Genomic DNA, 14389 nt, shown 5'->3' with positions numbered 1-14389 from the left:
TGCTTATTGGTTCTCCATTATCCAGCCCGACTGCTGCAAGTGCCAGGTTTCCCGGGCATTCATTTTCTTGCGCAGCGCCGGAGTTCGATCGGACATCCCGCAAAGGTGAAGAATGCCGTGAACCGCCAGCCGGCCGGTTTCTTGTAACAAAGTAACGCCAAACTCCTGCGCTTGTTCAAACGCCCGGTCAAGCGATACTACGATGTCCCCCGCAATTTCCGCCTTCGTGATCGATAAATCGAAGGTCATAACATCGGTACGCGAGGGGTCTTGCAAAAATTCTTTATGCAATTTTGCCAACTTCCGGTCAGTCACCATGAGTAACGTAATACTTCCCGCTTGCTTTTGCTCGCGCAGAATGGTATCGCGCAGCAATTTCTTAAGTGCAACCCGGTTCGCCCGGAGTTTCGGATGTTCGTTTTCGATTTCAATCATAATGCTTTCGCTTGCGGATAGGTGATCCGTTTATGCAAAACACCGTCGAGTACTTTCACAAAGGCGGTTTCGGTACGACGCAAGTCGATAAAGCTTACCGGAGCGTGATCGAGTTGTCCATCGGCGACCCGGTCTTTCACAATTTGATGTACCGCTTGTCGCAATTCGTCCGGTGTCGAGTTCTTCAGCGTCCGACTCACCGCTTCACAACCATCTGCCAACATCAGTAACGCCGTTTCTTTACTGCGGGGGCGTGGACCGGAATACCGGAATATACTATCGGCAACGGTTCCGCGCTCCTGTTCTGCCCGATGAAGAAAAAAACGCATCACCATTGTCCCGTGATGTTCCGGAATTGCCGCCACAATTTCTTCCGGTAATCCAATCGAACGTGCCATCTCAATACCCTTCGATACGTGCTTGCGCAGGATATCGGCGGACACTTCCGGCGCTAACTCTTCGTGGGGATTGCGTTGATCGGACTGGTTTTCGATAAAATAATCGCGTTGTTCAAGTTTTCCGATGTCGTGATAATAAGCCGCACACCTTGCCAGAATAGGATTTGCACCAATCGAACGGGCAGCCGCTTCCGCCAAAGCCCCCACCAAAATCGAGTGATGAAAGGTCCCCGGCGCTTCAAATGCCAGTTTTCTTAAAACTGGACGATTGAAGTCGGCAAGCTCGAGATAAGTTAAATCGGTGTGGACACGAAACATCTTCTCCGCGAGGAATACCAAACCAAACACCACCAACGGACTCGCCACCGCGGCGACCGCTCCCGCTATCAGATCGAATGTCGTTTCAATCGACCACATCAGTTCAAACGCGGCGCGAGCCGATACAACCATCACCGCCACAGCAAAAATCACTGGGGTGGCGCGAAAGAGGTGACCCCGCATACTCACCCTGCCGACAATTACTAACGCTGTCGTACTGGAGAGAGCCGTGTATAGAACCAACGAGATGCGACCTTCACTTAACAATCCAGCTAATCCCGTCAACGCAACCGTTGCGATTAATGCGATTTCGGTATCGTAGAGAATTGCAATCGTCATGAGGAACGCACCGGCAGGAAAATAGAGGTACGACCAATCCGATGGGAGCAACACATAAGTCAATAACAGCAGCGGCAGCACCACCAACAATAACCCCAGAACGAAATCGGATATCCGCCGCATCCGCTGTGGCCGCAGCACTAAAAGGAAAAGAATCCAAAGCGTTAGTAACAGGAACACCGCTAAAGCCGTACCCACTTTCGGTAATATCATCCCCAGCGGTCCACGAGCAACGCTCATCTCATCGCGTTTCGTTTGCAGTGAGTTTAATATCGTGAGTTGCTTATCATCGATACGCTTGCCACGCTCAATGATCCGTTCCCCTTTCAGAACTATTCCCTGTGCCGATGGAATACCGGCAGCGGCAGCAACCCGTAGTCGTTCAGTTTCCGCTTCATTCGATATCCAATCCGCACTCAAAAACGGTCGCAACATCGCATAACCGGTACGAATTGCCTCTTCCGACGGCTCCTGTTCGCGTAGTTTCGCCAGCAAAACTTCCTGTAAATCCGATTCGAGGATAAATGAGGCTACTTCACGGCGATTGGTGTTGATCCCTTCTTTCGCAGTAACAGTTAATCCCAGTTTCTCGGTTTCGCCACGGAGTATCCCCTGTGCGAACAATGCAGTCTGCAATCGGCGCCAGCGGGCAAAGGCATCGGTTATCGCATGTTGATCCTGCGAATAGGTATCGATGATCCAGGAACAAGCGTCTTTCGGCAAAAAGAAACCGTATTCGGCATTGACGGTTTCGGTAAGGGACGAGATAAACTGTTCGGTAGAGAGTTGGGTTTGTGGTTTGTTCAGTTCGGCATCGATGCGGGAGAGTAGTGCGGCAAATTGTTGTTTCAGTCGAGCAAGGAGGGTGTCGTTAAGTTCCACCACCGGAGCAACTGAGCGGCGGGCATCGAACCGCTCTTGCGCCAAGCGGTCGGGGTCTTTCAATATCTCGAAATCAAATGGGGCGTTGACATCGCGCGGTGCGACCGCACCTTCCCGCAAATCGGCAAACTCATTCCCCAAAGGGCCCGGTAGAAACCCCACCAGTAGAACGGTAGCAATAAGTAGGAGTAGCAGCCGCAAAACCTGCGTCCGCCAAGTACTACCAAACACTGTTCGCCAAGAGTATTCCATGGTTCCGTTGGACAATAATCTAATTCGCCCGGTGATACTTCGGTTTTTGCAACCGTTCATAAGCGGCAATGATTTCGACGACCAGACCGTGCCGCACAACATCGCTGCTCGTCATCTCTAATTTCGCAATGCCATCGACACCATTCAAAATCTGGAGCGCTTCCTCCAATCCGGAACGTTCCCCTTTCGGAAGATCGATTTGGGAAAGGTCGCCGGTAATCACGGCGCGCGATTGCCGCCCAATCCGGGTCAAAAACATTTTCATCTGGCCGCTGGTTGTATTTTGCGCTTCATCCAAAATCACAAAGGCGTTATTGAGCGTTCTGCCGCGCATGTATGCCAACGGAGCGATCTCAATCATCCCGCTATAGAGAAACCGCTTCAATTTTTCAGCCGGCAGCATCTCCATCAACGCATCGTAAATCGGTCGAAAGTATGGATCGACTTTTTCCTTCAAATCGCCGGGGAGAAATCCTAAATGCTCCCCCGCTTCGACGGCGGGACGCACCAGCACGATGCGTTCGATTTCCCCTTCCAACAACGCCGAAACCGCCGCGGCGACTGCGAGATAGGTCTTACCGGAACCCGCTGGGCCGGTCGCAAATACGATCGGATTTTCCCGAATCAGTTCGAGATACAACCCTTGATTCGCGGTACGGGGAGAAACCGGTTTTCGCAATAACGGCGATACTGGCACCAAATCGACGTTGCCATTTTCCGGCGTCGCCTCCTCGAATTTTACATGATGGGAATCGTCGCTGCGCGGTCGCTTCCGCAGCCGCTCCGTTGCGAGCGCTACCGCCGTGCGAACGTCGCTGTCGCGGACGGCGTCTTTCTTACCATTTTTGATATGTAATAAATCGCGAAAAACCGCTTCGATTAATTCGCGCTCTTGCTGTGGGCCGGTAACGACAAGCTTGTCGCCTCGTACCGCCAATGCCGATACGAAATAATTCGCGAGATAGCGGAGGTGTGCGTCGTTAGGTCCGAACAACTCCAGTCCGGCCGCTTCCCCTAAATCAAACTCCCACCGGGTCGTTTTGACACGCGGTTTCTCAGTTACTGTTTTCTTCGTTGCGATTTTTTCTTCTCTTATAGTAGGGGCGTATGTCATCCGCCTAAAATTCTAATTTTTACGGGCGGACATGGGAGTCCGCCCCTACCCTAACAACACATGTTACACGACTCTGATGCCCAATTCCTTAAGTTGCGCATCGGAGACCGACGCCGGACAACCATCCATGAGCGATGAAGCAGTCGTCGTTTTCGGGAATGCGATGACATCACGGATATTATCGATTCCACACAACAAGGCAACCATCCGGTCGAAACCGAATGCGATGCCGCCATGGGGCGGTGTACCATAGGTTAATGCTTCGAGGAAAAATCCGAATTTTTCCTTCGCTTCCGCTTCGGTCATGCTGAGCGCACGGAACATTGCGGTCTGGACATCGTTACGATGATTCCGGATCGAACCGCCGCCAATCTCATTCCCATTCAATACAAGGTCGTACGCCTTCGCATTGATCTTGCCTAAACCCGAGAGGTCACCGGAATTAACAATCTTGACAAATGCGTCGGGATCGGCCGGCGAAGTAAACGGATGATGCATCGCCGAAAAGCGTTGTCCCTCTTCGTCCCATTCGAGTAACGGGAAACCGGTCACCCATAACGCCGCCCATGAATTCGCCGGTATACCATTCAGTTCCCGTGCCCATTGCAATCGCAAATTGCCAAATGCCGGATAGAGTTTCTCAGAAGGCGCTGCGGCAAAACAGATCATCTCGCCTTCGGCAATCTGGAAATGTTGCGCAACTTTCTCCGTTATTTCCGGTGTAACAAATTTTCCAATCGAGAACGTCAATCCTTCGGCGGTTTTCTTCAGCGTGACGAGTCCGGCAAGCCCCAATTTCTTTGCCGCTTCTTGCCAACCGTCTAATACTTTTCGCGATACGCCTGCGGCATTCGGCAGCTTTATCCCAGCGATACAACCACCACTGGCAATTACATTATCAAACCCGCCAAATCCACAATTGGCAAAGAGTTCGGTCACCGTTTGGATTTCTAATCCGAATCGAATATCCGGCTTGTCACTGCCGTATTTCTTCATAGCTTCGGCATACGTCATCCGCGGCACAGCTGGCAATTCATATTCGGCAACTTCGCGCAAAACCCGCCGTAACATCTCTTCACCGGTGTTCATCACATGTTCTTGTTCGACGAACGACATCTCGACGTCGACTTGCGTAAACTCCGGTTGGCGGTCGGCGCGTAAATCCTCATCGCGGAAACACTTCACGATTTGATAATAGCGGTCGAGTCCACTCACCATGAGCAGTTGCTTATACTGTTGCGGCGACTGTGGCAATGCGTAAAAAGTGCCGTGATGGACGCGCGACGGCACGATATAGTCCCGTGCCCCTTCCGGCGTCGAGCGCATCAGCACCGGCGTTTCCACTTCGACAAAACCAAGTTCGTCATAGAACTTCCGGACGACCGCGGCGGTCTTCGCGCGAATCCGTAAATTGCGAGCGAGTTCCGGTCGGCGGAGATCGTAATAACGATACTTCAAACGCAAATCTTCACTGACGTTTTTCTCGTCCAGTTCATAAGGTGGCGTTGCCGCTTCCGACAAGATTGTCAACTCGGTTACTGTCAATTCAATTTCACCGGTCGGAATTTTCGCATTGGGTTGCGGTCGGAGCGAAACCATACCGGTCGCTTTCACGACATCTTCTCGACTGAGCTGTTGCGCAGTTTCCGCCGCAGTCGAACCGCTGGGAAACGAAAGCTGGACAATCCCTTCCCGGTCACGCAAATCGACAAACAGCAAGCCGCCAAGATTTCTGACCCGCGACACCCAGCCGCATACCGTTACCGTTTGTCCGGCGTGCGTTTTCCGCAATTCGCCGCAATAAATCGTTCTCATTTTCTTACTTTCGTAGGGGCGTATTGTATACGCCCTATAAACTTATCTTCATGCGGGCGGACATGGGAGTCCGCCCCTACCCGACTGGTATCCTTTGAAGGCATACGCCACAATTTCTTCAAATCAAAAGCAATTCGACTTTTACAAATCGCGACAGGAATGTCGCAACCACAAAATCATTCCTAAACAAACAAAGGGAACCGAAGTATTCTCCGGTTCCCTTTAGTAGCTGTCTACCATCTTTGGAAATAACTGACCTCCGTCATTTTCGGAATTCCGTTACCCCCTTACCGTGAGAATACGTAGGAATAATTTACTGTCAAATCGCCGCTGGCGGCTTCGATTTGATCGAATTTCCAGCTTTGGACACGTTCCCGGATACACCCTTCCACACGGCGTCCGAGTGCAGTATCGGTCCAATCGCTATCGGTGATTTTCACCCCGGAAACTGTTCCGTTTGCCTTGATAGTAAACGCGAAGCGCACCGTACCTGCCAAGTTCGGATCCTGACGGAGGAACTGCTGGTAACACGCTTTTACATTCACACCATAGCCGGATACTTTTCCGGAAATTGCACCGGCGCTGCGAGCCGAAGCTCCTTTCGCCTTCTCCGAACCGGATAAGGACGGTGCGCCCGTTACCTTCACCGATGCGCGCTTGATCAAGTTTTCAATGTCAGCGGAACTCATCGACGATAGATTTAATCGTCCACCTGTTCCACCGCCACCCTCGATTAACGCACCGCCGGCGCGAAGTTTCTTCGCACCTGCTAAATCAGAACCGGAAACGCCAAGACCGGATAATTTATTAGCGTCGACGCCAGCACCAGCACCGGTAGAAAGACCTTCCACTGCGCCGCCGCCGCGTCCACCGCCGCCAATACCACCCTTAACGCCAGCTTGCTTGAAGATACCAACCGACTGTGCTGCCGCGACGGCCGCTCCTGCGGAACGTTCACGAGCACCGGCTTCCGACTGACGTCGCGCCGACCGTTCAGCTGCCGACATCTCTTTCTTTTCCGTTGTGCGGGAAGCGATTTCCTTTGTCCGCTCGGTTTCTTCTTGCCTACCCTCTTCCTTCGGTTGCTCTTTGCGAGCTGCCTGTCGCTGCGCAATAACCGCTGGTTTCACTTGATAGAGTTGGTCAAGTTTCTTTTGCGCATGCTCTAATGTGTACTGCATACCAAGAGCTGACATGATGCCATAGAACCCGATTGTAACAACATAGGCAACAATCGAGATGACGATCAGTTCTTTGTCGGTGTCCCGCCATAGCTGATGTTCAAGCTCGCGCGGGAATCCCATTGCATTCACGGACATTTCAATACCCTTTCGCGAACCTATAACTTATCTGCTTTCAGTACGACAAAATTCATTTTGCTGTACTCTGCCAACCCGACGGTATTAATCACTTTTAATACCCAGTTGTATTCCACCATCGAATCGATTTCTACCGTAACGCTCGGTAACGGAATCCTTCGGGTTTCAAACTTCGCTTTCTCTTCTTCCAACATCGCACGGAAGTTGGGGATGTCAACATCGGGAGACATCAATTGCGCTGGGTCAGCTAAAATGACTTTACGCTGATCGGTGGATCCGCCGGTTCCTTTGTCGTAATAGAAACCGTATTTATCCAATCCGAACAGAATCCCTTTTTCTGCATCCACTTGCGAAGTCGAGAGCGCCATGTTTGGTACAATCGGATTCAAGACGGTCGATGCCGACATCTGTGTAAGCAGGAAGAACGTCAAAATGGTGATTGCATCCATTAATGACGTCAATGGCGGCATATCGAATTTTGATTTCCGATTCTTTGTTCGTTTGGTCGGTGGGGAAGCCATTCTACAAACTCCTCGCGATTACTGAATCTGACCGAAAACTGGTTCCGAAAACAGCGGCATCGGCTGTCCATTCGGCAACTTACTGCCCGGATATACACGGAACATATCAAGCAGACGAGTACAAACCTTCCACGGTAAATCACCCTTAGCAGAAACGCGTACCTGTTGGGCATCGGCAAACGCAAAGGTTAACCGATAGGCTTTCTTACGCGAAACTGGATCAATGACCTCTTCCGTTTTGGTCGGTTCGCCGATGATGGTTTTCCGAATCTCACTGAGACGATTCTGCAATCCATCAAAATCGTATTGACCGTTCGGGAGTTTCGGTACATCATAATACCCCGGCATCCCGGGCAACGCATTTTTTACCGAAATCTGGAATCCGCTTTCGACGATGTTGATAAGCATGTTCAGTTTCGGCAAGTCGGCGCCGGATCCACCGCCGCCACTGCCCATATCGGCAGCGCCGCCGCCCATGTCGGGGCTCGGATTATAATCGATCTGCGAAAACTTGATGAACGATACTATACTGATCAAGAGGGGAATCAAGATCAACATAATGTTCATCAGTGGTAACAGATCGGGATCCGCATACTCACCGCCGCGAAACTTCGCGCGCTTAGATGGATGAAATGCCATCGCAAACCTCTATGATTTGTTGTGTTAACAACAGTCTGACACGTCGAAAAACAACAAACTACTTCGCTGCGGTAAGCATATTCATAAGCTTGACGGAATGCTCATCGATCGATTCGATGATACCGTTCGTCTTATTCTGAATCAATGCTTGTGCAATCGACAACGGAATTGCGTTCAACAAACCGGCATAGGTGGTTAACATAGCGACCGAAATACCAGTCGTTAACGCTTGCGCACCGCCGGCACCTGACGCTGCTGCCGCTTGGAATGCGAGAATTAGACCATAAATCGTTCCGATTAGACCAAGCAAAGTGGATACACCGGAAACCATTTGTAACAAGCCGGTACGCTTGTTCAGTTTCGGCGCCATCTCAAGCATTGCTTCGTCGGCGGCATTCTGCATCGCACGGAAGTCATAGCTGCCCTTTGCTTCCGCTTGCTCTAAAATTGCTCCCACCACGAACGGAAGAGCCTTATCCCTGCCTGAACGGCAAAGTGCAACCGCCTTCTTTAAGTCGCCAGCAATGACAAGCTTGCGAATTTCCGTCATGAACATTTCGGCATTGACGTTTGCTTTTACCCAAATGGCGTAAAACCGTTCGATGGCAATTACAATACCCCATGCGCCCATTAATGCGATATACCACATGAACAAGCTACCGTCGTTCCCTAGGTTATAGGCTTCAAAGAATTTTGCCAAGAAACCTTCCATTACTTCCTCCGTGATGGTTTACAGCTCGTTAAAAAATACGAATGAATAAAACAACTACTAAAATAAGTTGACCGAATATAGACGGTTGCTGGTTACTTTGCAACCGTTTTTGAGCGATCGACAACTTCCTGCCCACCCATTTGAACACGTTCAATTGGATCGGGTGTTACCATGACTTTGGGAACACGCGACAAAACCTCATCGGGCTTCAAATCAAGCGCTGTCGAGGGAAATTGCGCCGATTGTTTTCCGCCGTAAATCGTTAGGTTCGGAAAATCGAGCTCCCCTTTCACCCGCTCCTGTTCGAGCGTCATCGTCTGCTGGGCAAATACCAGCAACGGTAGTGCCAGCAAAATCGCCAAAACAATTCTCCGGGTTCCTGTCATAGCGCTCTCCTCTTTCGGTAAGAGTGTAGAACAACAAATTCTGCTACTCTCGGTCAAACCAAGCCACTCGGCTTGCAAAAATAATCGATTACTCGCCTGCCGGTTTTGTCGTGTCCGGCGGGGTCGATTGCGGCTCAACCACCGGTTCTTGCACGGGCTCTGGCACTGGTTCGGTTACTGGCTGTTGCACTGGTTCTACGACCGGTTGAGTAACTGGCTGTTGCAACGGCTCTGCGACTGGTTCCTGTACTGGTTCCGTTACAGGCTCGGAAACTGGCTCCACGACCGGTTCGGTTACAGGTTCCGCTGCAGGTTCTGTCACCGGCTGTTGCGCCGGTTCTACGACCGGTTCCTGCACTGGTTCCGTAACCGGTTCTGCTACTGGTTGTTCCGTTGGTGCTGGCGCTGTTGTTTCCGGTTGCACTTCCGTTGGTTGTTGCTCAACTGGCTGCTCGCTCGGCGTTTCCGTTGGTTGTTCCACCGGTGTCGCAGGCGCTTGCTCAACAGGAGCCGGTTGCGTCTCTTCCGGCTTCACTTCCGGGGTTTGCGCCGGTGCGGTGATGCTGCCACCGGTACCAATGTTGCGCATCGTCGCCGCATTCGGCGGTTCCGGCAATATCGGAGAAACCGAGCCGGGTACTGTCTTATACTTAAGACCGAAGATGAACCCACCGCCTGAACCATCGACATCACTTAATTCGACCGCGATAACATTGTACCCCGGCTTTAATTGCGAAGATACATCCTGTAGAACGGTTGCTTTCCAATCGGTGTCTTCTTGAGTTTCGTAAATAAACTCCTTATTTACGAAGACCGATATTTTGTCGTCACCGATGATGCGCATCTCAGCCGAAGTGATGCGTTCCGTAATCCATACCGGTTTACGGAACCAACGCTTCATACCTGCCGATGCCGTTTCACCCGCTTTTAATCCGTGGATTGGCTTGGCTTGCGCATTCATAAAGCTGTCGAGAGCGACTCCGGTGAATTGGCTTGCGGTAGCATAGCGCCAATTGGATACGTCGAGATCAGCTTCTGGATACCCCTCAATATAGGTGTCAGTGGAAATCCAGGTCTCATCACTGCCAATCCAGTTTTCCGTTAACTGGATTCCAACTTTGGCACCATAAGTTTCTGGATCGAGCTCGGCGAGCTTCTGGAGAATAACTCCCATCGCCGACGAGCTAAAGCCATATTTCTCGGTGAAGTCGTAAGACGTCGCTAAGAGGTCGCGTTGTTGACCGGAGAAGGTTAAACGAACGCTTTCATATCCGGTGTAGGCATCTTCAAACTGGTACTGTGACGTTTCCCGGAATTTCTCTTTCGCAGTTGCTTCTGCCGTCGCCGCTTCGTTTTTCATCTTCTCGGCAAGACCTGCTTGCTTGGAATACCAAGTGATTACAGCATCAATTGCCGGTTGTTGCAACGCTCGTCCGACGGTATCCGTTGCGATTTGTTCCAGTAAGCGTCCCAAAATCGCATTCATCACCGTTGTTACACCAAGTTCACCAGCGTAATATTCCACCGCTAACTGCATCTCCGAAGAAATCTTGTACACTTCGCGGTTTTGCTTGTCGCGCGCACCAGCGCCCTTCGGCAATAAATCCTGAATAGCGTTGGAATTCTTTTCGTAAATCGTAAACCAGCGCTCATTCAATTCATCGGCTGTATACAGTAACGTGTCAATCGTCGTCTTCATGCCGGCACGGGCCGGTACTGCCCATTTCTCTTCGTAGCCGGCTTCACGAGCAACTTTGATTGCATCCATGTACGCTTGGAACGCTTCCGAAGCAAACTGTCCGACGAATCCCTGCAAAACCTGCTGGCGATAAATACTGCGCCCGACTTGCGGGTCTTTGATACCCGGCACAGCTGCATCCGGCAACTCTAATGCGCCATACACTAATTCCTGTTTCAACGTTGCTTTGCGGAACGCCATTTCCGGAGCCTTCTCCCGCACCATCGCCTGCCACTTCCGCGCTTCACTCAACGCTGTTTCCACACGGTCGAGCGCCTTCTTTTGGGCATCGAGCATAACGGTTGAATCGACGATGCCGGCAGTTGTGCCATTAACATCGATCCACTCTTGCAATTTCGTTATGCTGCCCGCCAACTCAGCTCGTTGGTTATCGAGGACTCCGACGGCAGTACTGTATTGATCAAGTGAGCTGGCATAGGCATCGACTGATAATTGATAAATAGCAATCGCTTCGTCGATTATCTTCTGACGATTGTTAAACGCTTCTTCCGGTTTTTTGGTCGGTTCACGTTTTTGATTCAAATGCGTCTCGGCGAGATTTTCATCCAATTCGCCTGCCCAATGCAACGCCTGGAACTGCTCGGCTTGTGCCATTTCAATGATAATCTTGATTCGGTCAAACAATTCTTGGCGCTGAATCTTCTTGTCTTTCCGGGCGGTCACGCCTTCCTTGAATTGCGGCAGTTCGGCATAGCGAATCGCTTTGTAAGTTTCCAAGTCCCAACCGACAATCTGTGCCAATGCTTTCGATGCATATTCCGCGTTTCCGCTCTTACCCTGCCGGATCAACCCCATGTGACGGTCATACGCAGCTTGGTATTGCTGGCGGGCGGTCGTTAAGTCGTTGCGATCCTGTGCATACTTGCCGCGCTCAAAGTTCGCCAACACCGCATTCGGACTGTCCGGGAATTTCCGCGAAAAGTCGTCGTAAATCCGATTTGCCGATGCAACGTCATCCATCTTGAGATACAAGCCGGCCGTCTTGAATAACAACTGATTTGCATTTTCATCGGTTGGATAGCGTTCGGCAAACAACTGATTAATCCGAACCGCGTTGCGATAATCCTGCGCCTGCTCATAATTAAAGGAGGCGTTGATTGTCGCTTGCTTCACATCATATTCTTCGCTCGCCGGGTATGTCGAAACCAACCGGTCAAACGTCGCCGCCGCTTCGGCTGGGCGTTTCAAGTCGGTCTGTTGAATCAAACCAGCATTGTACAGTGCGCGTGGTGCCCGTTTCGAGCCGGGGAATTTAGTTGCCAGCGTATTATACGCTTCAATCACCTTCTCCAGCTTGTTCGCTTTGCGATATTGCGCTGCGGCATTTTCCAACGAAAGGTCGGCATCCTTAAAGTTCGGAATCATTGCGACGCGCATATACTCGTCGCCGGCTTTTTCGTATTGCGCTGTCTTGTCAACCGCGACTACTTCGCCGCTTTCGGATGGTTTCTCGGCATTCAACGATAATGTCGTTGCACTCGAGAATATCGCGGCTGCTTTTCGTTCGTTAGCAAACTGCTTGAGGGTATCGCTTACGCTTGCCGCTTCGATTTCGGTAGCAACCCGCTCGGCACCAGCAAAGTCACGCATAACCAAGTAACCTTCCGCATAATTCTTATACGCCGGTTCGTAATACTTGGTCGTTTGATACTTCTGAATGATTTGTACGAAGTAGTCGTTAGCTTCCGGAATCCGCCCGCGTTGATAATTAATGCGACCGGCATTGTACAAATATGCCGGGGCAATCGTTACGTCGTCGGGGAACAATTTTACATAATTCTCCGCCGCCGCCATCATCATCGTTTCACCTTGGGTTAGTTCGCTGCGTGTCGCAGTCGGTAAACCGGTCGTGCTGTCTGTGCCAAATTGTGGATATGGTGTCGTCTTCGCCTGTTCGTTGGTCAACTCTTCAGCGACCAGCAACATCTGCTCGCTTGCCGGTTTTCGATACGAAGCAAACGTATATGCAGTAACGACTTTCTGATATTCCGCAAATGCTTCCTCGGGACGATTCAAGTAACCCGGAGACAGCAAATTCGCCAACTGATAGTTCCACTCGTACGCGGCAGAATCGGTCGGGAAAGCGTTAATGAATTCCTTGCAAACGCGAACAGCTTCGTCGGCGCCTTTAGGATCGTAGTCGGGGCTTTCTTTATTGATCGCCCGGTTGACTGCGAAGGAAGCGACCTGCTGGTACGTATCGCGCACCATCTGCTTGACCGCTTTCCGAACTTTCGCTTTGTGCGAAGTATCCCACCACGGCGAGCCGGTCTTGTAATCGTTAAAGAGTTTATTTCCTTCCGCATACCACAGTTGCATGTTGCGCAAATCGCGGAACGCCGATTCAACTACTTTTTGCTGAATGAATGGCGAGCGTTCGTGATATGGACTGATAGCTACCGCACCTTGCCAGGCAACGACCGCGGAATCAAACTGGGCTAAGTTGCGCGCCAACTGGTCGCCCAAAATTTCCAGCATCTTAACGCCAAACCGTTGCGCCCGAATAGAATCGGCGGCGACATATTTCAATGCATTCGCAACTCCCGAACCATCCCAGATACGGGCAGGTTCGGCAAATATTGTCGCAATGTAATTGGTTGCGTCAGTGGTAATACTGGTACTGGAACCTTCGCGATCGATCTTATGATCATACGGATAATTAATCGCCATCTCGAAGTATTCGACTGCTTTGCCATAATCGGGGCGACGGAAGGAAATCCAGCCCAACATATACAGCGCTTGTTCGTACTTGGTCGACTTCGGATTGTTAAGTACTTCTTTGAAATAATACTCTGCGCTATCAAGTTGATCGGTAATCTTAACACCCTTTGGCGGGTAGGAGAACCAATACGAACCCATCGCAAAGTACGACTCTTCCCGGTAACGGCTTTCCGGATACTCTTCGATCAATTTCAGGTAGTCGAGCTTGGCGGCTTCGCGACTGGGGTCGACGACATACACTTCCGGCGTTGCCTGCTCCGATTTGATGTACGCTAACGAATACAACGCGTCGGATGCCCATGTGGCTTTTGGATAATCGGCAACAATTTTCGCAAATAAATTTTGTGCCTTTCCGTAGTTCAACTTCGGTTCGGGACCAATATTGCCGGCGGTGTTCCAGCGCTCCATGTCGGCGCCGTAGTTGTCGATGGCTTGTAGTGCATAAAGTTCAGCGAGTCGCAACGTTACCTGTGCAATTAACTCATCGCTTCCCTTCATCGCGGCACGAACTTTTTCAAATTTGGGATCGGTGTTATAACTTTTTAGAAATTCTTCCAGTTTGCTGACGTACTGCCCGCGCAACCGTTGATTCTCTTTTCCAAGTTCCTCTTTTTCCTTCTCGAATTGCTCTTTCATCGCAACGAGCGATTCCGCCGGCAAAGAAGACCACTGCAGCATTTTCATCCGGCGTTCATACGAGGTTTGCCGGTCGCGCAAATCGGTCAGACGCTGTGCAGCAAGCGTATTCGGGTCGTTCAATTGAGCGCCCGCTATTCGCA

The 14389-nt window shown here is 50.9% G+C and carries 10 protein-coding genes; all 10 read right to left on the bottom strand.

Features of this window, described 5'->3' with window-relative positions:
- Positions 1 to 3: 3 nt before the first annotated feature.
- The 10 genes from ybeY to OEM52_01070 all read right to left on the bottom strand — a co-directional run bounded on the left by ybeY (position 4) and on the right by OEM52_01070 (position 14369).
- Positions 4 to 435, bottom strand: a complete 432-nt coding sequence (gene ybeY, locus OEM52_01115) for an rRNA maturation RNase YbeY (GenBank protein ID MDK9698737.1) — start codon at positions 433 to 435, stop codon at positions 4 to 6.
- The gene (locus tag OEM52_01110) at positions 432 to 2624 is read right to left on the bottom strand and encodes an HDIG domain-containing protein (protein ID MDK9698736.1); all 2193 of its coding nucleotides are present in this window, start codon (positions 2622 to 2624) and stop codon (positions 432 to 434) included. The genes ybeY and OEM52_01110 overlap by 4 nt, the downstream gene beginning before the upstream one ends.
- A 19-nt stretch (positions 2625 to 2643) precedes the next feature.
- A complete protein-coding gene (locus OEM52_01105; GenBank protein ID MDK9698735.1) occupies positions 2644 to 3738 on the bottom strand; it encodes a PhoH family protein in 1095 nt (364 codons plus the stop codon).
- Between the two features lie 63 nt (positions 3739 to 3801).
- Positions 3802 to 5553, bottom strand: a complete 1752-nt coding sequence (gene aspS / locus OEM52_01100; protein MDK9698734.1) for an aspartate--tRNA ligase — start codon at positions 5551 to 5553, stop codon at positions 3802 to 3804.
- A 287-nt stretch (positions 5554 to 5840) separates the two neighbouring features.
- Entirely contained in the window at positions 5841 to 6872 is a 1032-nt protein-coding gene (locus tag OEM52_01095; protein ID MDK9698733.1) for an AgmX/PglI C-terminal domain-containing protein, read from the bottom strand.
- Between the two features lie 20 nt (positions 6873 to 6892).
- Positions 6893 to 7393 carry a biopolymer transporter ExbD gene (locus tag OEM52_01090; GenBank protein MDK9698732.1) on the bottom strand — a complete coding sequence of 167 codons (501 nt, stop codon included), beginning with the start codon at positions 7391 to 7393 and terminating at the stop codon, positions 6893 to 6895.
- A gap of 18 nt (positions 7394 to 7411) precedes the next feature.
- Positions 7412 to 8032 carry a hypothetical protein gene (locus OEM52_01085; protein MDK9698731.1) on the bottom strand — a complete coding sequence of 207 codons (621 nt, stop codon included), beginning with the start codon at positions 8030 to 8032 and terminating at the stop codon, positions 7412 to 7414.
- 58 nt (positions 8033 to 8090) lie between these two features.
- Positions 8091 to 8744 (bottom strand): MotA/TolQ/ExbB proton channel family protein, encoded by a 654-nt coding sequence (locus tag OEM52_01080; protein ID MDK9698730.1) that lies wholly within the window; start codon positions 8742 to 8744, stop codon positions 8091 to 8093.
- Between the two features lie 92 nt (positions 8745 to 8836).
- A complete protein-coding gene (locus tag OEM52_01075; protein ID MDK9698729.1) occupies positions 8837 to 9130 on the bottom strand; it encodes a hypothetical protein in 294 nt (97 codons plus the stop codon).
- 88 nt (positions 9131 to 9218) lie between these two features.
- Positions 9219 to 14369, bottom strand: a complete 5151-nt coding sequence (locus tag OEM52_01070; protein MDK9698728.1) for a tetratricopeptide repeat protein — start codon at positions 14367 to 14369, stop codon at positions 9219 to 9221.
- Positions 14370 to 14389 lie beyond the last annotated feature (20 nt).

The sequence above is a fragment of the bacterium genome (assembly GCA_030247525.1).
GTDB lineage: Bacteria > Electryoneota > JAOADG01 > JAOADG01 > JAOADG01 > JAOTSC01.
The sequence above is the reverse complement of the archived record's forward strand: the minus strand, read 5'-3'. Positions and strand labels throughout refer to the sequence as shown.